This is a genomic window from Streptomyces sp. NPDC040622, assembly GCF_055593965.1.
Genome location: NZ_JBVIXD010000006.1, coordinates 595,976 through 616,828 on the forward strand (window position 1 = coordinate 595,976; position 20,853 = coordinate 616,828).

The following is a 20,853-nucleotide window of genomic DNA, read 5'->3' on the forward strand; positions in this document are numbered from 1 at the left end:
GGGGACCAGAGAAACGTAATGCCATACGAAATGCGGCCCGGGGTAGCGACCCGGACGGCGCGCGCCCGTGTCCCCCATTCGCGGTAACGTGACGCCTGATGAACGCGAAGTCTGAGGTGCAGCCGTCAGCCGTGTCCGTGATCATGCCCGTCCTCAACGAGGAGCGGCATCTGCGCGAGGCCGTCCACGCGATCCTGCGGCAGGAGTACGCGGGAGAGATGGAGGTCGTCGTCGCGCTCGGCCCCTCCACCGACCGCACGGACGAGATCGCCGCCGAGCTGGTCCGTGAGGACCCCCGGGTACACACGGTCCCGAATCCCACGGGGCGCACGCCCGCGGCGCTGAACGCCGCCATCAAGGCCTCACGTCACCCGATCGTGGTGCGCGTGGACGGCCACGCGGCGCTCTCCGCGGGGTACATCACGACCGCCGTCCGCCTCCTTGAGGAGACCGGCGCGATGAACGTCGGCGGCATCATGCACGCCGAGGGCCAGAACGACTGGGAGCACGCGGTCGCCGCCGCCATGACGTCGAAGATCGGCGTGGGCAACGCGGCCTTCCACACCGGCGGCGCCGCCCAGCAGGCCGAGACGGTCTACCTGGGCGTCTTCCGCCGCGAGGCGCTGGAGCAGCAGGGCGGCTACAACGAGGAGTTCATCCGCGCCCAGGACTGGGAGCTGAACTTCCGCATCCGCGAGGCCGGCGGCATGATCTGGTTCTCGCCCGAGCTGAAGGTCTCCTACCGCCCGCGCCCGAGCGTGAAGGCCCTCGCCAAGCAGTACAAGGACTACGGCCGCTGGCGCCACGTCGTCGCCCGCTACCACGAGGGCTCCATCAACCTGCGCTACCTCGCGCCGCCCGTCGCGGTCTGCGCGATCGCCGCGGGCGTCGTCGTGGGCGCGGCCCTCACGCCGTGGGGCTTCGTGATCCCCGGCGGCTACCTCGCGGCCATCGCCGCCGGATCCGTCCCCGCGGGCAAGGGCCTGCCGCTGAAGGCGCGCCTGCAGATCCCGGTGGCGCTCGCGACCATGCACATGTCGTGGGGCTGGGGCTTCCTCACCAGCCCGCGCTCGCTGGCCAAGAGAGTCATCGCCTCGCGCCGCCCGGCGGTCCTCGGGGAGACGCAGGAGGCCTGAGCGGCCCACCTCCACGCACACGAGCGGCCCGGCCCCACCTCACGATGGGGCCGGGCCGCTCGCGTGCGGGCCGGGGGCGCCGGGTGCTACCAGGTGAAGTTCGGGTCCACCTTCATGCACGCCTTCTTGTCGGACCCGCTGAGCGCGTCAGCGGAGTCCGGCGTCTTGTCGTCCTTCTTCTTCGGCTTGGGCGGCGCGTCGCCCTCGCGCCAGTCGGCGCCGACGACCAGCGTCACCCCGGAGACGTCCGTCGACTTCTTCGCCGAACTCAACGGCAGCCCCAGGGACTTGGCGACGCGCTGGGCGTCACCCTCCAGGTCCTTGCTGGGATAGCGCACGACCGTCCGCTCCTCGGAGAGCGCCGTCGTGGTGTCCGGCGCGGCCTTGGCGAAGCCCTTGCCCGCCAGGAGCTGCGCCACCGTGCTCGCCCGGCCGCTGACCGGTGGTTCGGCGCTGCTGCGCGTGCCGTTCTGCACCTGCACCGCGATCTCGCCGTCCGCGGCGGCCGGGTCGTCCGACGGCTTCTCCTTGGCCGGCTTCTTCGCGCCCTTGCCGTCCAGCGGGATGTCGTCGCGCACGAGGCGGAAGAGCTGCTCCGCGTCGTCGGGCTTGGGGACGACGCGCGCACCGGCGTAATCGAAGGGCATGGTCGTCATCGTCGTACGCGACGGGGAGACCTTCTTGAGCTCGTTGCCGAGGTCGTACAGCTTCTTGATGGTGTCCAGGCCGTCGTCGACCTTCAGCGCGTTCGTCGCCTCCTCGGCGAGCTTGCGCAGCTGGTTGGGGCTGCTCAGGCCGGTGTTCTCACGGAGCTTGCGGACCAGCGCGTTCATGTACATGTGCTGGGCCTTGGCGCGGGAGATGTCGGTGCCGCCCTCGAAGCCGTAGCGGGTGCGCAGCCACTGCAGGGCCTGCTTGCCCTTGACCTCCGTGGTGCCCTTCTCCAGCTTCAGGCCCGAGCCGTGGCCCGCGTTGTCGCGCGAGTGGATGTTCTTGTCCACGCAGACCGGTACGCCGCCGATGGCGTCCGCCATGGAGACCACGCCCGAGAAGTCGACCATCATGAAGTGGTTGATGTGGATGTTGGTGAGCTTCTCCCAGGTGGCGACCGTGCAGCCGGGGCCGCCGCGGCCCAGGGACTCGTTCGTCATGTACCGGGGACCGGTCTGTGGGTAGACCTTGCCGTCGTCCGGGTCGGTGCACTTGGGGATCTGCAGCAGGGTGTCGCGCGGCATGCTGACGACCGACATGTTGGTGCGGTCGGCCGAGAGGTGCAGCAGCATCTGCACGTCCGCGAGCGGCGGCGAGCCAAACGTTTCCTTGGCGCCGCCGAGCTTCTGGTTCGCCTTGGAGTCCCGTGCGTCCGAGCCGATGAGAAGGATGTTCAGCGGGGTCTGGCCCGCCGCGTTCGGCGTGGGCTCGGGGGCCCGGTGCTCGCCGAGGTTCAGGTCGTCCGTCTCGATGTTGCCGTTGAGGTGCTGGTAGTAGAGGTATCCGGCGCCGGCCGTGCCGAGTATCAGCACCGACAGGATCGTCGCCGACCAGCGCAGGACGCGGCGCTTGCGGCGCGGCGGCCGCTCGCCGCCGCCTCTGCCGCGCCGGTGCCGGGCGCTGCCCTCCGGGGGCTCACCGCCGCTCTCCGGTGGCTCCTTCGGGCGTGGCCCGCCCTCGGTACGGCCGTCGCCGTCCCAGCCGTGATCACTTGCGTGCGGGGCGCGTTGTCGCGCCCCCTCCTTACGCACGCTGTGCTGCCTCATCCCCAGCCCCTCCCCGCCCCATTCCCGAACCGCGGCCGCTCTGCGGCGCCTTGGCGCATTGTTAGACGCAGAACGACCGCTTCAGGTCACTTCGCACACACAGTCTTGTCAGCTTCGACTTTCTGGATCCCCTCCGGCGCCTTCGACGGCCCGGAGACGGGCACCCCCGCGCCCTTGAAGTCTCCGCCGAGCGTCAGCTTCATGGCCGGGAGGCCCTGTGCGTTCTTCTCGCTCTTGCCCGGCTTCAGGGCAGCGGCGGGCAGGCCCATGATGTCGGCGAGCCGACGGGCCTGGTCAGCCTGGTCCGGCGCGTACTCGAGCGTCGTCTTCTTGATGTCCGAGGGCGCGTTCCCCAGTTGGCTGGACTTGAGCACGCCCTCAGTGTTCTGCAGCCACGTGAGAGTTGTCTGAGCGGCGCCGGTCTTTCCACTGCCGTTGTAGATGTCGACGCGCACCTCGGAGGCGTCGGCCTTGGGGCCCTTCAGGCGGGCGGCCACCTCGGCCTTCTCCTTCTTCTCCTTCTTCTTCACCTCGGTCAGCGACTGGTCGGCGCGCATCATCGCGAAGAGCGCGTCGGCCTTGGCCGGGTCGGGCACGACCGTGGTGTGGACCGTCTCCGCGGGGTTGTCGATGACCGGCACGGTGGCGAAGCTCAGGTTCTTCATGTCGAGCTTGCCGAGCTCCATGCCGAGGTCCTTGAGCTTCATGATGTCGGCGATCTTGGAGTCGACGGCGAGGGCCTCGGTGCCCGCCTCCGCGAGGCTGAACATCTTCTTCGGGTTGGTGAGGGTGTCGTTCGACTTGAGCTTGCGCATGAGCGCGCTCAGGAACTGCTGCTGCAGCTCGATGCGGCTCAAGTCGCCGCCGGTGCCCACGGAGTGGCGGGTGCGGACGAACGCCAGCGCCTCCTCGCCCTCGATCGTGTGCTTGCCCTTGGAGAGCTTCAGGTGCGACTTGGGGTCATCGATGTCCTTGGCGAGACACACGTCCACGCCGCCGACCGCGCTGGAGAGCGTCTTGACCGCGTTGAAGTCGGCCACCATGAAGTGGTCGGGCGTGATGCCGGTGACCGCCTTGACCGTACGCATGGTGCAGCTCGGCGTGCGGTCGAACTGCCCGAGGCTCTCGTTGAAGCGGGCCTTCTGCGTGCCCTGGATGTTCTTCGTACTGCCGTCCGACTGTCGCGTCGGGCAGTTCGGAATGTCCACGATCATGTCGCGCGGGATGCTCAACGCGGTCGCGTTCGTCCGGTCCTTGGAGACGTGCAGCAGGATCGTCGTGTCGGCGTGACCGGCACTGCCCTCGTCGCCGTACCCCTTGTTGCCGTCACCGCTGCGCTTGTCGGTGCCCATCACCAGGATGTTGATGGCGCGGTCCTTGCTGAAGCCGCCGGTGCCCGCGCCGTCGTCGTCTATCGACGTGATGTTGTCGTTGAGGTGCTGGTAGTACAGGTAGCCGCCGGTGCAGCCGGCGACGAGGAGGAAGGCCAGCGTGCCGCCCGTCCAGATCATCACCTTCTTGCCCTTGGGCTTGCGCGGCTTCTGCTTGCGCCGCCCGCCCGAGGCGACCTCCGGCTCCTTGACGCGGCGCCTGCGCTGACCCGGCACCTCGCGGCGCTCGTCGCGCTCGCCGCGCTCGTCCTGACGGGAGCGTTCGCGGCCCGGCGCGGAGTGGCCGCGGCCACCCTGACGGGGAGACGCTCCACGAGGCCCCGGTACCGATGACTGCCCTGCGGAGGGGCTCAGTCGCAGTTCGTAGTCGCCGGTATTCGGATTGAGCACCCACTGGTCTGCGGGATCGATGTTCTCCGCCCGCCCACGGCCTTGCGCGTCCACGGTTGTTTACGTCCTCCGTCGGGGCCACGCGGCGCCTTTCCCCCCTCAAGAAGGCGCTCGGTCAGTCGTTCCAGCGGTGCGGGACCGAGAGGCCATGCGCACCGGATCGCTCACACTATCCGCCCAGTTCAGCGTCGAACGACGCCGGTGACAAATTCCACTCCCCTACAACTGGGCAATCCGCCCTATTTCTTTGTGAGGGGCACCCTTCCCTTGGGGAGTGTTTTACTCGCAGGTGGATCCGGCGGCCGTGTTGCCCCGGAATGTCGGCGCGGGCGACGGCGTATGCGAAGGGTCGTCCGGCTTCTCGTCGCTCTCGTAGTCGCCGGAGTCGTCGTACTCCTCCTCGTACGGGGAATCCCCTTCTTCGTACGACTCGTTCGACTCGTTCGAGGGGCTCGTCCCCGATTTCCCGGGCTGCTTCCGGGCCACCGCGACCGGCGTGTCCGTGCGGAGCCGGGTGAAGAGCTGCTCGGCCGCGGGTTCGACGAGCTCGTCGCGGTTCGCGTCGTAGGTGTACGACTGCCGGGGGACGGTGAGGAACTGCACCCGTTCTGTGGGGATATTGCGCATGCCGCGCACCAGTTCGTACAAACCACGCAGACTCGCGAGCCCCGGGTCGGTCGTCAGGGAAGAAGTCGCCGCGTCGAGAACGGGATAGAGCTTCGCCGGATTCAGCAGGACGTCATTGCTCTGCACCTTGTTGACGAGTGCGCCCAGGAACTGCTGCTGGCGGTCCATCCGGTCGGTGTCGCTGCCATTGCCGAGGCTCTTGCGGGCGCGTACGTAACCAAGCGCCTGCTCGCCGTTGAGGGTCCGCAGCCCCGGGGCGAGCTTCACGTGGGCGTCCGTGTCGTCGATCGGGCCCTTGAGGCAGACCTGCACGCCGTCGACGGCGTCCACCATGCCCTTGAACCCCGTGAAGTCCACGAGCATGTGGTGGTCGACGCGGATCCGGGTGAGCTTCTCGACGGTACGGATGGTGCAGGCCGTCCCGCCGAACTCGAACGCCCAGTTGAACTGGGCGAATTGGGCCTCGGTCCGCGAGCCGTCCGGCTTGCGGCAGCTGGGGATGTCCACCATCAGGTCGCGCGGGATCGACACGGCGGTCGCGCTCTGCCGGTCGGCCGCCAGGTGCAGCAGGATCGTGGTGTCCGAGCGCTGGGTGCCGGGGTCCCTGCCGTACTTGCGGTTGCCCTTGCCGGCCCGGGTGTCGGAGCCGAGCAGCAGGATGTTCTGCGCGTCGTGCACCAGCGGCGTCGGACGTTCCTTCTCGTAGCGCGCCAGCTCGGCGGCCGCGTCGGTGTCCTTGGTGATGTTGCCGTTGAGCTTCGAGTACGCCGCCCACCCCACGCCCCCCGCGCCGAGCACCAGGACGGCGGTGCCGACCGCGGTGTAGCGCAGCCAGCGGCGCCTGCGGCGGGCGACGCCCACGCCGGAGGGGCTGGAGCCCGCACCGGGTCCGTACGTGGCCTTCGGCTCAGGCGGGGTGCTTTCCGGGGCCGGGTCCGGGTTCGGATTCCCGTCCGGTCCGGAAGGCGTGCCTGCGGTCTCGGTCACGTGTGCGTCCACCCCTCATGGCTGCGTCGGTGCATGGTGCGTCCTTACGACCATGGACCGCCGAGCGGCGGGGGGCCTCTGGACCACCCTCCGACGTGCGCCGAACGGGGGAGAGGCGGGGGTGGGGGCGAGCTCTCGGGGGAGGGCGCACCCTTCAAGGGTGGCGAGGCTCAGGGGGGGGGCGAGCCCCGCGGGGGCAAGCCCCAGGGGTGCGGGGTGCTGCGCGGCGGGCCACGACGAACCCGCACGCGCAATCCAACAGGCCGCACGGCCGGCCCCCTCACCGCAGGGTGAGAGTGACCCGCTCGTCCGCCAGCCGCCGGCTCAGACCGTCCTGCGAGAGCAGCCCGAGATGACGGCAGAGCACCACGGACCCGCCGACGGCAAGTGCGGCGAAGAGCCCGGCCACCAGCCCCTCCCAGGACGCGTACGAGTGCCCGGAGAGCACCCGGGACCCGGGCCCGACGCCCAGTCGCCCCGCGTCGGCGCGGGCCCGCTCAACGACCTCCGCCCCGGTCAGCTCCGCACCGCCGACCGCGAGCGCGACCTCGTCCGGGTCCACGGGCGCGTACGGGGCGAACTGATCGCCCTGGCCAGGCACCTCGACCGCGTAGTCGGCGAAGCCCTGCGGCGCCTGCGGGAAGCGCCCGCCGAGCGGCCGCAGCGCGAGCGCCACCCGCTCCCCGGTGCAGACGCGTGCCGCGTCCAGCGTGTCCGGGCCGCTGACGACGAGGTCGGCCGACGCCGGGTCGCCGCCCACGTCCGCGACGACGCCCACTGACGAACAGGCGAGCAGCCACACGGCGGTCTGCCAGTGCGCGGGCAGCAGCAGAACGGCCCGGTCGCCCGGCTCCGCGGCGAGGTCGCCCTGGAGCAGATTGGCGGTCTTGGCCACCCAATTGGCGAAGGTGGCGACGGACAATTCCACGCGTTCGCCGGTGGCGTCGTCGTAGAAGGTGACAAGGGGGCGGCCCGGGTCCGAGGCGAGCGCGGATCGCAGCAGGTCGGCAGGGGTGCGGTCGTTGGCGTTCACGGGCGCAAGGGTACGCGGGCACCCGGCCGCGCCCGGCGTGGCGGGGGAGCGGGGGCGGCCGGATCGCCCGCTTCTGGCCGACGGTCCGTCAGTTTCCCGATGGACAGATATGTCTCGTTGTGGCAACTATCAGATGTATGCGTGGATTCCTAGCTTCCTCGATCGGCGTCACGTGCGCGGCCGCCCTGGCCCTGCCCCTCACCCTGCCGTCGTCCGGCGCCCGAGCCGCGACGACCGGCTCACCAGCAGCCGCCGGGCCCGCCGGGTCCGCCGCGGAGGCGATTCCCGGCAGCACCCAGTCCCTCGCGCTCGCCCCGCTCGGCTCCGACCGTTCCCTCGGCTCCGCCGGGGCGGGCGAACAGGGCCTGGCCCGGCGCGATGTCCGCCCCTTCTCCCTGGTGGGCGTCGTCTGGAACGACCCCGAAGCCGAACTCCACGGCACCGTCCAGGTCCGCACCCGCGCGAGATCCACCAGCACCTGGTCCGGCTGGCAGAGCGTCGAGACGCACAACCACGAGCACGCCGCGGACCCCGGCACCCCCGAGGGCGCCACCGGAACGGTCCGCGGTTCGACCGCGCCGCTCTGGGTCGGCGACTCCGACGGCGTCGAGATCCGCGTACAGGCGGAGCAGGGCCGGGATGCGCAGGAGCGGGACGCGGTGGCGCGGAACCGGGCCGCGGACCGGGCCGCCCCGTCCGCCCGGGGCCGGCTCCCCGAGGGCCTGCACCTCGAACTGGTCGACCCGGGGGACCAGGCCCCGCCGGCGGGGTCCAAGGCCGACGCCCCGCGCGGCTCCGCGATGACCAGCGCGTCCGCCGCGACCTCGGCGGTCAACGCGGACCTCGCGCCGATCGGTGCCTCCGTGATCCCCGCGCTGACCAGGAAGCAGACGCAGGAGGACCTGGTCGCCGCACGCGGCGGGTCCGAGGCGGCCGGCAAGGCGGGACCCTTCGTCGGCCCGCGCCCGCGCATCATCACGCGCAAGGGCTGGGGCGCCGACGAGAAGCTCCGCGAGAAGGACTTCGCGTACACGAAGACCGTGAAGGCCGCCTTCGTGCACCACAGCGCGTCCGGCAACAACTACAGCTGCTCACAGGCCGGCTCGGTGCTCCGCAGCATCTACCGCTTCCACGTCAAGAGCAGCGGCTGGCGTGACTTCGGCTACAACTTCGCCGTCGACCGGTGCGGAAACATCTACGAAGGACGTGCCGGAGGTGTGGCCAAGCCGGTCCTCGGGGCCCACACTCTCGGGTTCAACACCAACAGCATGGGCATCGCCGTCCTCGGCACGTACAGCAGCTCCACCCCGCCGCAGGCGGCCGTGAACGCCGTCGCGCGGCTGACCGCGTGGAAGCTCGGCCTGTACGGCGCCAATCCCCGGGGCACTACCTACCTGAAGTCGGGCGGTGGCAATCTGTACACGAAGGGCAAGAACGTCCGGCTCAAGGTGATCTCCGGACATCGGGACGGATTCGCCACCGAGTGCCCCGGCAGCCGCCTGTACAACAAGCTCGGAAAGGCCCGGTCCACCTCGGCCCGTTTCCAGGGCCGCTGAGGTCCGACGCACCGCTCGAACTGCACGACCTGCACTTCAGTCTGCATACACTGGCCGGCCGAAACTCAAAGTTCGGCCGGCCCCAGCAGGAAGCAGAGACGACAGGTGACAGAAGCGATCCTCCTGGTCGGCGGCAAGGGAACCCGGCTGCGGCCCCTCACCGTGCACACCCCCAAGCCGATGGTCCCGGCGGCGGGCGTCCCGTTCCTCACCCACCAGCTGGCGCGGGCCCGCGCCGCGGGTGTGGACCACATCGTCCTCGCCACCTCCTACCTCGCCGAGGTCTTCGAGCCCTACTTCGGCGACGGCTCGGCGCTCGGCCTGCACATCGAGTACGTCACGGAGACCGAGCCCCTCGGCACGGGCGGCGCCATCCGCAACGTGGCCTCGCACCTGACCTCGGGCCCCGACGACCCGGTCCTCATCTTCAACGGCGACATCCTCACGGGCCTGGACATCCGTGCCCTGGTCGCCACGCACGAGGACTCCGGCGCCGACGTCTCCCTGCACCTCACCAAGGTCGACGACCCGCGCGCGTACGGCCTCGTGCCCACCGACGCGACCGGCAGGGTCACGGCCTTCCTGGAGAAGCCGCAGACCCCCGAGGAGATCGTCACCGACCAGATCAACGCGGGCGCGTACGTGTTCCGCCGCTCGGTCATCGACACCATCCCGGCCGGCCGGCCGGTCTCCGTCGAGCGCGAGACGTTCCCCGACCTCCTCGCCTCCGGGGCGCACCTCCAGGGCATGGTCGACTCCACGTACTGGCTGGACCTCGGCACGCCCCAGGCGTTCGTACGCGGCTCCGCCGACCTCGTCCTCGGCCGCGCCCCCTCCCCGGCGGTCCCCGGCCGCTGCGGCGACCGCCTGGTGCTGCCCTCGGCCACCGTCGCCGCGGACGTGAAGCTCACCGGGGGCACGGTCGTCGGCGCGGACGCGCGCGTCGGCGAGGGCGCCCGGATCTCCGGCAGCACGATCCTGTCCGGCGCGGTCATCGAGCCGGGCACGGTCATCACGGACTCCCTGATCGGCGCGGGCGCGCGGATCGGCGCCCGCTCGGTCCTGACGGGAGCGGTGATCGGCGACGGCGCGACCGTCGGCGCCGACAACGAACTGCGCGAAGGCGTACGCGTCTGGTGCGAGGCGTCCCTGCCGGCGGGCGCGGTCCGCTTCTCGTCGGACCAGTAGGCCCCGCCGCCCCCGCTCGTCCTCCCTCTCGCCCTCCGCCCCGGTCCTCTACCCTCATACAGATGTCGTCCCGTTTCGCCCCGCGCCCCACACGCGCCACCGTGCGCGGCGGCGAAACGGCCGTACCGGCGGGCGTCCCCCGGCAGCCCACGGCACCCCGCACCCGTACCTGGCAGCCGCCGTTCCCCCTGGATCTCGGCCTGACCCTCGGCCCGCTGCGGCGCGGCCCGGCCGACCCGGCCTTCCGCACGACCCCCGACGGCTCGGTCTGGCGCGCGAGCCGCACGCCCGAGGGCCCCGGAACGCTACGGGTGGCCGTGCGCTCCGACACGGTGGAGGCGGCGGCGTGGGGCCCTGGAGCCGACTGGTTCCTGGACCGGCTCCCCACACTCCTCGGCGCGTCGGACGACCCCGGCCTGTTCGCCCCGCGCCACCGCCTGATCGCGGTGACGGCCCACCGCCGCCCCGGCCTGCGGCTGACCCGCACGGGCCTGGTCCTGGAGTCCCTGATCCCCTCGATCCTGGAACAGAAGGTCACGACGGACGAGGCCTACCGCGCCTGGCGCCTGCTGCTCCGCGCGTACGGCGAACCGGCGCCGGGCCCTGCCCCGCACCTGTACGTCATGCCGACGCCCCGCGCCTGGTCCCTGATCCCCTCCTGGGAGTGGCACAAGGCGGGCGTGGACGACAAGCGGGCGTCCACGATCCTGCGCGCCGTCGCACGGGCGTCCCGGATGGAAGAGGCGGCGTCCATGGAACCCGTCCAGGCCCAGGCCCGCCTGGAACTGATTCCCGGCATCGGCCCCTGGACCTCCGCGGAAACCGTCCAGCGCTCCAACGGCGCCCCCGACGCGGTGACGGTCGGCGACCTCCACCTCCCCGGCATCGTCGGCCACGCGCTGGCGAACGACCGCACGGCGGACGACGCGGCGATGCTCGAACTCCTGACCCCCTACGAGGGCCAACGCCACCGGGCAACCCGCCTCCTCTGCCTGAGCGGCAGAACCCCACCCCGCCAGACCCCCAAAATGCGAAAAACAAACATCGCGGCCTGGTGACAGGACACCCCGAAGACACACCCAGGACCACAGGGAACGACGCAGAAGAACGACGATCCCCCGCACCCAACAACGCTCGGGGCGGAAGCGTCCAGGGGCGCGGGGAACGGCGCAAAAGAACGACGAGCCCCGCACCCAACAACGCTCGGGGCGGAAGCGTCCAGGGGCGCGGGGAACGGCGCAAAAGAACGACGAGCCCCGCACCCAACGACGCATGGGGCGGAAGCGTCCAGGGGCGCGGGGAACGGCGCAAAAGAACGACGAGCCCCGCACCCAACGACGCACGGGGCGGAAGCGTCCAGGGGCGCGGGGAACGGCGCAAAAGAACGACGAGCCCCCGCACCCAACGACGCTCGGGTCGGAAGCCTCCAGGGGCGCGGGGAACGGCGCAAAAGAACGACGAGCCCCGCACCCAACGACGCATGGGGCGGAAGCCTCCAGGGGCGCGGGGAACTGCGCAAAAAACGACAAGCCCCCGCACCCAACAACGCACGGGACCAAAGATCAGGGGCGCGGGGAACTGCGCAAAACCGTCCCCCCCCTTACCGCACCGCCACAAAGTCCTCCACAACCCGCCCACCCCGAGCGGGAGGCTCACTCACCGGATGCCCCACGGCCACCGCCCCCATGGGATCCCAAGACTCCGGCAGCCCAAGAACATCCCGCACGACTTCGCGACAGAACATCGTCGAAGAGACCCACGCGGACCCCAGCCGCTCCCCGGCCAACGCGACCAGGAAGTTCTGCACCCCCGCCCCCGCCGCCACGACGAACATCTCCCGCTCGGCCGCATCCCGCCGCGCGTCCCCGTACGTGTGGGACCCGTCCATCACCAGGCACGGCACCACGAGATACGGCGCCCTGCGCAGCACGTCCCCGCGCCGCACCCGCTTGGCGATGGACTCCTCGGACTTCCCGTCGCGCCGCAGATCGGCGATCCACGCCTCCCGCATCGCGTCGAGCAGTTCGACCCGCGACGCGGCGGACTCCAGGAGCACGAACCGCCAGGGTGTCGTGTGGTGCGGCGCGGGCGCGGTCACCGCCGCGGCCACGGCCCGCCGCACGGCGCCCCCGTCGACCTCCTCGTCCGTGAACTCTCGGACGGTCCGCCGCCGCGTCACCGCTTCCCGCACGGCCTCGGACGTGCCGAGCCGGAACATGTCGTCGCGCGCGCCGCGCACCATCGCGCCCGCCCCCTCGTCCGGCGCACCGCCCACGACGTGCGGCAGCCCGCGGACCACCGCGACGGGCAGCCCGGCGGCCTTGCCCTTGACGAGGTCTCCCGCGGCGGCGAGTTCGTCCGCGGTGGCGACGACGGTGGCGCTCAGCGGGTTGCCGTGCGCGTCGTGTCCGCCCCGCAGGTCGTCGAGGACCCGTACGCCCGCGGCGCCGATGGCGACATCGGTGAGCCCGGCCCGCCAGGGCCGCCCGAACGTGTCGGTGACCAGGACGCCGACGTCCACTCCCAGCGCGTCCCGCAGCCCCTCGCGCACCGCGCGGGCCGATGCGTCGGGGTCGGTGGGGAGCAACAGCACGGTCCCCGCCGGCGTGTTGGACGCGTCGACGCCGGCCGCTGCCATCACGAGGCCCTGCCGGTTCTCGACGATGCGCAGGGTCCCGCGCCGCGCCACGACCCGTACGGTCTCCTCGTCGATGGCCGCCTCGCGGTCGTCCGCCCGGACGATCCGGCCCTCGGCCTTGCTGGCGATCTTGGAGGTGACCAGGACGACGTCACCGTCGGCGAGCCCCGGTTCGGCGGCCGCGATCAGCTTGGCGAGGTCGTCGCCCTCCCGTACCTCGGGCAGTCCGGGCACGGCCCACACGCGGTAGGCCGGCGGGGTCACGCGCTGACCTCCGACGCCAGCGCGAGCGCCTCGCGCGCCATCTCGGCGGCGGCGTCGACGTCGGTCATCATCAGCGGCACGGCCCGGCACCGGATCCCGGCGCTCTCCACCCGCTCCACGACCCCCGCGTCGACGCTGTCGACGAGCCAGCCGTCGAGCAGCCCGCTGCCGTAGTGCTCGGCGACGGCTGCGGCGCTCGTCTCGACGCCGACGGCGGCGAGCACCTTGTCGGCCATGCCCCGCACGGGGGAGTCGCCGACGATCGGGGAGAGGCCGACGACCGGCACGCCCGCGTCGGCGACGGCCTCGCGGACGCCCGGCACGGCGAGGATGGTGCCGACGCTCACCACGGGGTTGGACGGCGGGAAGAGCACGACGTCGGCCTCGGCGATGGCCTCCAGGACGCCGGGCGCGGGCTTGGCCTGCTCGGCGCCGACGGGCACGACGGCGTGCGCGTCCACGGAGGCGCGCAGCCGCACCCAGTACTCCTGGAAGTGCACGGCCTTCTGTTCGCCGTCGACCGTGACGGCGACGTGCGTCTCGACGCGGTCGTCGGACATGGGGATGAGCCGCACCCCGGGCTGCCACCGCTCGCACAGCGCCTGCGTGACGGCGCTGAGCGGGTATCCCGCGGCCAGCATCTGCGTCCGCACGATGTGCGTGGCGAAGTCGCGGTCGCCGAGCCCGAACCACTCGGGCCCGACCCCGTAGGCGGCGAGCTCTTCCTTGACCTTGAACGTCTCGTCCGTACGTCCCCAGCCCTGCTCTTCGTTGATGCCGCCGCCCAGCGTGTACATCACGGTGTCGAGGTCGGGACAGACCTTCAGCCCGAAGAGGTGAATGTCGTCGCCGGTGTTGCCGATGACCGTGATGTCCGCGTCGGGCGCGGCCTTCTTGAGTCCGCGGAGGAAACGGGCGCCGCCGATGCCGCCGGCCAGAACCACAATGCGCATGGACCCAGCATGTCAGGCGGGTACGACAGTGCGTCAGGCGGTTACGACATCCTCCGTGGAGTCCGGCGCGACGGCGGCGGCGCACCGGGCCGCGTGCATCGGCATCTCGGTGAGTCCGGGGTAGTAGATGTGCAGGCTGACGGCCGGTTCCAGGGAGTCGTTGACGACTTCGTGAACGTACCCCGGCGCGAAGACACGCTGCGCGCCCGCGCCGAGCGCCCGGGTGCCCCGCTCCGTGCGTTCGGTCAACTCACCCTCCAGGAGGGTGAGTACGCCGGAGGAGGGTCCGTGGTCGTGCGTGCCGCTGCCCTGTCCCGGCACCCAGGAGAGCAGCCAGACCTCGTAGCCGGGCCCGGTGCGCAGGCGGTGGTACCAGCGGCTGGCGGCGTCGTACTGGACGAGGTGGGCCCACTGGGAGCGGTCGGCGGCGATGGCGCGGGCGAGGCCGACGAACTCGGCCACGGTGGCGGGGTGCTCGCGGGCGGGCTGCAGGAGGTGGGGGACCTCGAGGAGGTCGCCGGCGATCTGGAGGTCGCTGTCGCTGTTCATCGTGCGGTGGTTCCTCAACGTAAGAGTGCTGGGGTGTCGCGAAGGAGGTGAAGCGCAGGGATAAGCAGAGCGTGCGGAGAGGCGTGGCGTGCGGAGACGCGGCTCAACAGCTGGAGGAACTCAACAGCTGGAGCAGGAACAGCAACAGCGCGCGTGGGCAGCGCCGATGGACCCGCTGGTGCGGGTCATCGAAAGAGCCAGGTTCGCGAGCATGCCCACCAGAACACCGGCTCACACCATTCTCTGTCAACTCGATGTCCGGTATGTGGGATATGTTTCACCTCATCCGGTTGTTCTGTCAGGCGAAAGGTTTGTGCAAATGGTTCGCCGGACACATGGCGCAGCAACCGACACTTAAACGTCAACGTCTCTCCCGGTGAGACCTCTTCGGGGTCCCGCCGGAAGGGAACGCGTGGCGGAGCGTCGGACGGCTCGTCGACGCTGTTCCGGTTTATGCCGATTTGAACACTTTCCGCATAGCCTTGGTTCCGCAGAGTGAATAAGGGGCCCAATAGCAGATCTCGGCTTGACTGGCCCGGATCGGCACACTTGTAATTTCACTCGTGTCGTTCAGCCGAAATCGGTAGCGACCGCACCACGGGGACGCACAGACAGACGAGGGGCGCACATGACCGAGCTGGTTCAGGAACTGCTGGTCGAGGACGCGGACGAGGAACTCGGCTGGCAGGAGCGCGCGCTGTGCGCCCAGACCGACCCCGAGTCCTTCTTCCCCGAGAAGGGCGGCTCCACGCGCGAGGCCAAGAAGGTCTGCCTCGCCTGCGAAGTCCGCTCCGAATGCCTCGAGTACGCGTTGGCCAACGACGAACGCTTCGGCATCTGGGGCGGCCTGTCGGAACGTGAACGCCGACGCCTGAAGAAGGCCGCGGTCTGACAGAGACCGCGGTCGCGAGCGAACGAGCTCACCCGCGCGTGCGGGAATCACACGTGCAGGAGTCGCGTACGGGAATGACGTACGCGAAGGCAGTACGAAGGAAGCCGTGAAAGAACCGGACCCCGACGAACCGTGCCGCCCGGCCAATTCGGCACACACCTCCCTCAACCAATGCGCAACGAACGGCCCGTCACCCGTGGGTTATCCACAGGCGGCGGGCCGTCCTGGTGCCAGCCGTTAGTGTGGGGCCCCGTCCGAGACGCCCCGGCGCCCCCGCAGGGCGCAGGCGTCCACCGCAGTCCATCGAACCGGGGCCCGTACCTCGATGTCCGTGCACAGCCATTCGGCAGCCGCTCACCACGACGCTGCCGCTCCCGAGTTCCCGCGGCACGTCGTGACCGCCGTGCTCGTCTCCCACGACGGCGCCCGCTGGCTGCCCGACGCCCTGGCCGGGCTCCTCGGCCAGGAGCGCCCCGTGCAGAACGCGGTGGCCGCGGACACCGGCAGCGCGGACGACTCCGCACGCCTGGTCACCGAGGCCATCGGCGCCGACCGGGTGCTGCACCTCGCCCGGCGCTCCGGATTCGGCACCGCCGTCGACGAGGCCGTCCGCACCGCCGCCCCGCTCACGCCCGAAGAGCTTCCGTACCTGAAGCGCCCCAGCGGCTGGGACCCGGTGAGCCGGAGCTGGCGCGACGACGCCTACGACCTGCCCGAGCTGCCGCACGGCGAGCCCGTGCAGTGGCTCTGGCTGCTGCACGACGACTGCGCGCCCGACCCCGACGCCCTCACCGAACTGCTCCGCGCCGTGGAGAACGAACACGAGCTCGGCAAGGACGTCGCCGTCGTCGGCCCCAAACTCCGCGGCTGGTATGACCGCAGGCAGCTCCTTGAGGTCGGCGTCTCCATCGCCAACAGCGGCCGCCGCTGGACCGGCCTCGACCGGCGCGAACAGGACCAGGGCCAGCACGACCACGTACGGCCCGTGCTCTCCGTGTCCACCGCGGGCATGCTGATCCGCCGCGACGTCTACGAGGAGCTCGGCGGCTTCGACCGGCGGCTGCCGTTGATGCGCGACGACGTCGACCTGTGCTGGCGCGCGCACGCCGCGGGACACCGCGTCCTGGTCGCCCCCGACGCCGTCGTGCGGCATGCCGAGGCCTCCTCGCGCGAGCGCCGCACCGTCGACTGCGTCGGCCGCACCGCCACCTCCCCGCACCGCGTGGACAAGGCGGGCGCCGTCTACACCCTGCTCGTCAACGCCCGCACCGCCGTCCTGCCCTGGGTGCTCTTCCGGGTCGTCCTCGGCACCCTCGTGCGCACCGTCGCCTACCTCGTCGGCAAGGCCCCCGGACAGGCCGTCGACGAGGTCGCGGGCCTGCTCGCCACCCTGCTGCGGCCCGGCCGGATCCTCGCCGCCCGCAAACAGCGCGGCAAGCCCGTACCCGACGCCGGCGAGATGCGGCCGCTCTTCCCGCCGCCCGGCGCCACCGTCCGCGCCACCGTCGAACAGGCCGCGGGCAGCCTCGTGGGCCGCGCCGACGCCGAGGCACCCGCGGGCGCGGGACGGCACGGCGTCGTCGAGTCGGGACCCGGCGGCGACGACGCCGACTTCCTGCAGATCGAGCAGTTCGCCCGCCTCAAGCGGGTCGCCCGCAAACCGGGCCCGATGCTCTTCGTCGTCCTCCTGTTCGCGGCGCTCATCGCCTGCCGCGCCCTGCTCGGCTCCGGCGCGCTCGCGGGCGGCGCCCTGCTGCCCGCGCCCGCCGACTCCGCCGGCCTGTGGGCGCGCTACCTGGACGCCTGGCACCCCGTCGGCACCGGCGGCACCGAAGGAGCGCCGCCCTACCTCGCGCTGGTCGCCGGCCTGTCCTCGCTGCTCCTCGGGTCCACCGGGCTCGCCGTCACCGTGCTGCTCGTCGGCTCCGTGCCGCTGGCCGGGTTCGCCGCGTACTTCGCCTCCCGCCCCCTGGTGACCTCGCGCCTGCTGCGCGCGTGGGCGTCGGTCGCGTACGCCTTCCTGCCCGCCGCCACCGGCGCGCTCGCGGGCGGCCGCATCGGCACCGCGGTCCTCGCCGTCCTGCTGCCGCTCATCGCCCGCGCGGGCATCGCGGCGAGCGGCCTCGCGACCTCGGGCGGCACCCGCGGCACCTGGCGCGCCACATGGGCGTACGCGCTGCTGCTGACCCTCGCCACGGCCTTCACGCCGATCGTCTGGCCGATCGCCCTGGTGCTCGGCCTCGCCCTGCTCGTGGTGCGCCGCGGCGACGTCACGGCCTACGGCACACGCTTCCTCGCGGCGCTCGGCACACCGCTGCTCGTCCTCGCCCCGTGGTCCCTGACCCTGCTGCCCTTCGGCTTCTTCCGGGAAGCGGGCCTGGAGTTCGGCGCGGGCTCCGCGGGCGCTCTCGACCTGCTCGGCGCCAGCCCCGGCGGCCCCGGCACCGTGCACGGCCTGCTGCTCATCGGCATCGTCCTGGCCGCGCTCGGCGCCCTGCTGCGCGGCGAGCGGCAGCGCGCGGTCCGCACCGCCTGGGCGGCCGCCCTGGTCTCCCTGGTCTTCGCCGTCCTGTCGAACGGCTCGACGTGGGCGGGACCGGCCACCCTCGCCTACGGCATCGCCCTCCTGGCCGCCGCCGCACTCGGCGCCGACGGGGCACGCGCGCGTGTCGCCGAGCAGAGCTTCGGCTGGCGCCAGCCGGTGGCCGCGCTCATCGCGTTCGCCGCGGCCGCGGGCCCGCTGCTCGTCGCCGCGGGATGGATGATCGGCGGTGCCGACGGCCCGCTGGAGCGGCGCGACCCCGTACAGGTGCCCGCGTTCGTCGCGGAGGAGAGCGGCACCGAGGACCAGGCCCGCACCCTCGTCCTGGACAGCGACTCGGCAGCCAAGGTCGCCTACACGCTCGTACGGGGATCCGGCGGCCGGCTCGGCGACGCGGAACTCGCCGCGGCCGCCGCCGACGACGAGCGCCTCGACAAGATCGTCGCCCGCCTGATCGCCGGCTCCGGCGCCGACCAGGCCGACCAGCTCGGCGGCTACGCGGTGCGCTACGTCCTCGTACGCGACGGAGCGCCCCGCGCGATGAGCCGCACCCTGGACGCCACCCCGGGCCTGACCCGGCTCAGCCAGGAGGACGGCAGCGCCCTGTGGCGCGTGGACCGGCAGGTCGCGCGCGCGGCCGTCGTCCCGAAGACCGGCGACCCGGAACCGGTCGCGGCCGGCCCCGTCGAACTGCACACCAAGATCGAGTCCGGCGACGCGGGCCGTGTCCTGCGCCTCGCCGACTCGGCCGACCCGGGCTGGACGGCGACCCTCGACGGCCACCCGCTGCCCCGCACCACGGTCGACGGCTGGGCACAGGGCTTCGAGCTGCCCACCGCGGGCGGCCGCCTGGACGTCACCTTCGACACCCCCATCGGCCACACGGCCTGGCTGTGGACGCAGGGCGCCCTCGCCGTCGTCCTCGTGGTCCTCGCGCTGCCGGGACGGCGCCGCGACGTCGACGACGACCTCCCCGAGGAGCCCGTCGTCCCGGCGCAGGCGGTCGAGGGCGAGGGCCGCAGGGCGCGCAGGCTGCGGGCCCAGAGCGAGCAGGCCGCCCAGGAGGCGGGCCAGGACGTACCGCCTCCTCCTTCGGAGGAGGCCCCGGCCTCGGCCCTCGTCCCGCACCAGCAGTCCTACGAGGGGTGGGAGGAGCCCGCCCACGCGGGCGCCGAGCACGGCACGTACGACGGCGGCCGGCAGTACCAGGGCGGGCAGTACCCCGCGGGGACGTACGAGCAGCCGTCCTATCAGCAGGACGCCTACCAGGGCGGCCAGTACGACCCGTACGCGTCCTACGGAGGGGCGGGCGGTGTCTACGGAGGCGAGCAGGGCTACGGGCAGCCCTACGAGGCCCCGTACGACCCGCAGCAGCCCCCGATGCCGCCCGCACCCCCGCGACCGCCCCACGGCACCGACAGTGAGCGCCCCGACGGGAGCCAGCAGTGAACCGCACCACCCAGTCCCTGATCGCCGTCGTCGTCGCGCTCGGCGCCGTCACCGGCTTCGCCGCGTTCGGCGGCACGGACACCGCCGACGACGGGGCGAAGACCGCCGCGCGCCAGCCCGTCGAGCGCACCAGCCTGCTCTGCCCGGTACCCAGCGCCTCCGACCTCGCCGAGACCTCGTACACCGCCTTCACCCCCAAGGGGAGCGGCGGCGGGGCCGCGGGCAAGGCGGAGCTGCTGCCCGTCAGCCAGGCGTTGACGGACGTGGCCAGGGAGAAGGACAAGAAGGCCAAGCCCTTCCTCACCCAGAAGGCGCCCGGCGAGCCCGTCGCGGGCGAGAAGTCCGGCGCCGAGCCGCCCGCGCTCATCGGCACGGCCGAGGGCGGGCTCGCCCCCGGCTGGACCGTGCAGCAGACGACGACGTACGCGGCGGGCAGCGGCCGCGGCATGCAGGGCGCCAACTGCACCGCACCCGACACGGACTTCTGGTTCCCGGGCGCGAGCACCGCCAAGGACCGCAGCGACTACATCCACCTGACGAACCCGGACGACTCCGCCGCCGTCGTCGACGTGGAGCTCTTCGGCCCGGGCGGCGAGGTCACCTCGCAGGTGGGCGACTCGATCCAGGTCCAGCCGCACTCCAGCGTGCCCGTGCTGCTCTCCACGCTCGCGGACAAGGCGTACCCGAACCTCACGATGCACGTGACCGCGCGCAGCGGCCGGGTCGCGGCCGCCGTGCAGTCCTCCGACGACAAGCTGGGCGGCGACTGGCTGCCCGCGTCCACCGACCCCGCGGAGCGCCTCGTCCTGCCCGGCATCCCCAAGGACGCCACCTCGGTGCGCCTGGTCGCCTACGCGCCCGGCGCCGACGACGCGGACCTGAAGGTCCAGCTGGCCTCCCCGACCGGCACGATCACCCCGGCCGGCCACGAGAACGTGCACGTGAAGTCCGGCATGACGGCCGCCGTCGACCTCGGCGACGTCACCAAGGGCGAGGCGGGATCGCTGCTCCTGACGCCCACCGACGCGCCGGTGCCCGTGGTGGCGGGGCTGCGCGTCACGCGCGGCAAGGGCAGCAAGCAGGAGACGGCGTTCATCCCGGCGACGGGCGAGGTGGGCGCGCGCGCCACGGTCGCCGACAACCGGGCCAAGGGCTCCACGCTCTCGCTGGTCGCACCGGGGAAGCCGGCGAAGGTGAAGGTCACGGCCTCGGCCGGCACGGAGGGCGGCACACCCGCCACGAAGACCTACACCGTCAAGGGCGGCACGACCCTGGCGATCGCGGACCCGCCGGTGCCCGAAGGCCTCAAGGGCGCCTACGCCCTCACGGTGGAGCCGGTGTCGGGCGGCCCGGTCCACGCCTCGCGGATGCTGTCGGCGCCGGAGGAGGGCATCCCGATGTTCACGATCCAGACGCTGCCGGACGACCGGGGCACGGTCGAGGTGCCGCACGCGGAGCGGGACCTCGCGGTGCTGCAGAAGTGACGGGGCCGGACCCGGGA

14 protein-coding genes are annotated in these 20,853 nt (G+C 72.1%); 7 read left to right on the forward strand and 7 right to left on the reverse strand.

All coding sequences use genetic code 11. The features are described 5' to 3' along the window. The first annotated feature begins 98 nt into the window (after positions 1 to 98). A complete protein-coding gene (locus tag ACZ592_RS20395; protein ID WP_471582969.1) occupies positions 99 to 1,136 on the forward strand; it encodes a glycosyltransferase family 2 protein in 1,038 nt (345 codons plus the stop codon). Positions 1,137 to 1,222: 86 nt separating this feature from the next. On the opposite strand, the gene ACZ592_RS20400 is transcribed toward ACZ592_RS20395, so the two are convergent. The 4 genes from ACZ592_RS20400 to ACZ592_RS20415 form a co-directional block, all read right to left on the reverse strand. After that, positions 1,223 to 2,893: an LCP family protein gene (locus ACZ592_RS20400; RefSeq protein ID WP_471582970.1), complete on the reverse strand. Its 1,671-nt coding sequence runs from the start codon at positions 2,891 to 2,893 to the stop codon at positions 1,223 to 1,225. Between the two features lie 86 nt (positions 2,894 to 2,979). Next, positions 2,980 to 4,728 carry an LCP family protein gene (locus ACZ592_RS20405; protein ID WP_471582971.1) on the reverse strand — a complete coding sequence of 583 codons (1,749 nt, stop codon included), beginning with the start codon at positions 4,726 to 4,728 and terminating at the stop codon, positions 2,980 to 2,982. 225 nt (positions 4,729 to 4,953) lie between these two features. Beyond that, positions 4,954 to 6,288, reverse strand: a complete 1,335-nt coding sequence (locus tag ACZ592_RS20410) for an LCP family protein (protein ID WP_471582972.1) — start codon at positions 6,286 to 6,288, stop codon at positions 4,954 to 4,956. A 280-nt stretch (positions 6,289 to 6,568) separates the two neighbouring features. Further along, positions 6,569 to 7,321: a TIGR03089 family protein gene (locus ACZ592_RS20415; RefSeq protein ID WP_471582973.1), complete on the reverse strand. Its 753-nt coding sequence runs from the start codon at positions 7,319 to 7,321 to the stop codon at positions 6,569 to 6,571. 137 nt (positions 7,322 to 7,458) lie between these two features. On the opposite strand from ACZ592_RS20415, the gene ACZ592_RS20420 reads away from it, so the two are divergent. From ACZ592_RS20420 to ACZ592_RS20430, 3 genes are all read left to right on the forward strand, one after another. Then, positions 7,459 to 8,877, forward strand: coding sequence for a peptidoglycan recognition protein family protein (locus ACZ592_RS20420; RefSeq protein ID WP_471582974.1), 1,419 nt, complete (start codon positions 7,459 to 7,461; stop codon positions 8,875 to 8,877). A gap of 105 nt (positions 8,878 to 8,982) precedes the next feature. Further along, the gene (manB, locus tag ACZ592_RS20425) at positions 8,983 to 10,065 is read left to right on the forward strand and encodes a mannose-1-phosphate guanylyltransferase (protein ID WP_471582975.1); all 1,083 of its coding nucleotides are present in this window, start codon (positions 8,983 to 8,985) and stop codon (positions 10,063 to 10,065) included. 62 nt (positions 10,066 to 10,127) lie between these two features. Continuing rightward, a complete protein-coding gene (locus tag ACZ592_RS20430) occupies positions 10,128 to 11,123 on the forward strand; it encodes a DNA-3-methyladenine glycosylase family protein (RefSeq protein WP_471582976.1) in 996 nt (331 codons plus the stop codon). A 542-nt stretch (positions 11,124 to 11,665) separates the two neighbouring features. Here ACZ592_RS20430 and ACZ592_RS20435 read toward each other — a convergent pair. From ACZ592_RS20435 to ACZ592_RS20445, 3 genes are read right to left on the reverse strand one after another with little or no spacing between them, the layout of a single operon-like run. Then, positions 11,666 to 12,967, reverse strand: coding sequence for a coenzyme F420-0:L-glutamate ligase (locus tag ACZ592_RS20435; protein ID WP_471582977.1), 1,302 nt, complete (start codon positions 12,965 to 12,967; stop codon positions 11,666 to 11,668). Then, positions 12,964 to 13,920: a 2-phospho-L-lactate transferase gene (cofD, locus tag ACZ592_RS20440; protein WP_471582978.1), complete on the reverse strand. Its 957-nt coding sequence runs from the start codon at positions 13,918 to 13,920 to the stop codon at positions 12,964 to 12,966. The genes ACZ592_RS20435 and cofD overlap by 4 nt, the downstream gene beginning before the upstream one ends. A 33-nt stretch (positions 13,921 to 13,953) precedes the next feature. Continuing rightward, positions 13,954 to 14,469, reverse strand: coding sequence for a cysteine dioxygenase (locus tag ACZ592_RS20445; RefSeq protein WP_471582979.1), 516 nt, complete (start codon positions 14,467 to 14,469; stop codon positions 13,954 to 13,956). A 628-nt stretch (positions 14,470 to 15,097) separates the two neighbouring features. Between ACZ592_RS20445 and ACZ592_RS20450 the strand changes: the two genes are divergently transcribed. The 3 genes from ACZ592_RS20450 to ACZ592_RS20460 all read left to right on the forward strand — a co-directional run bounded on the left by ACZ592_RS20450 (position 15,098) and on the right by ACZ592_RS20460 (position 20,836). After that, on the forward strand, positions 15,098 to 15,361 hold the full coding sequence (locus ACZ592_RS20450; protein WP_016642094.1) for a WhiB family transcriptional regulator: 264 nt from the start codon (positions 15,098 to 15,100) through the stop codon (positions 15,359 to 15,361). A 325-nt stretch (positions 15,362 to 15,686) separates the two neighbouring features. Continuing rightward, on the forward strand, positions 15,687 to 19,352 hold the full coding sequence (locus ACZ592_RS20455) for a glycosyltransferase (protein ID WP_471582980.1): 3,666 nt from the start codon (positions 15,687 to 15,689) through the stop codon (positions 19,350 to 19,352). Continuing rightward, a complete protein-coding gene (locus ACZ592_RS20460; protein ID WP_471582981.1) occupies positions 19,349 to 20,836 on the forward strand; it encodes a DUF5719 family protein in 1,488 nt (495 codons plus the stop codon). The genes ACZ592_RS20455 and ACZ592_RS20460 overlap by 4 nt, the downstream gene beginning before the upstream one ends. Positions 20,837 to 20,853 lie beyond the last annotated feature (17 nt).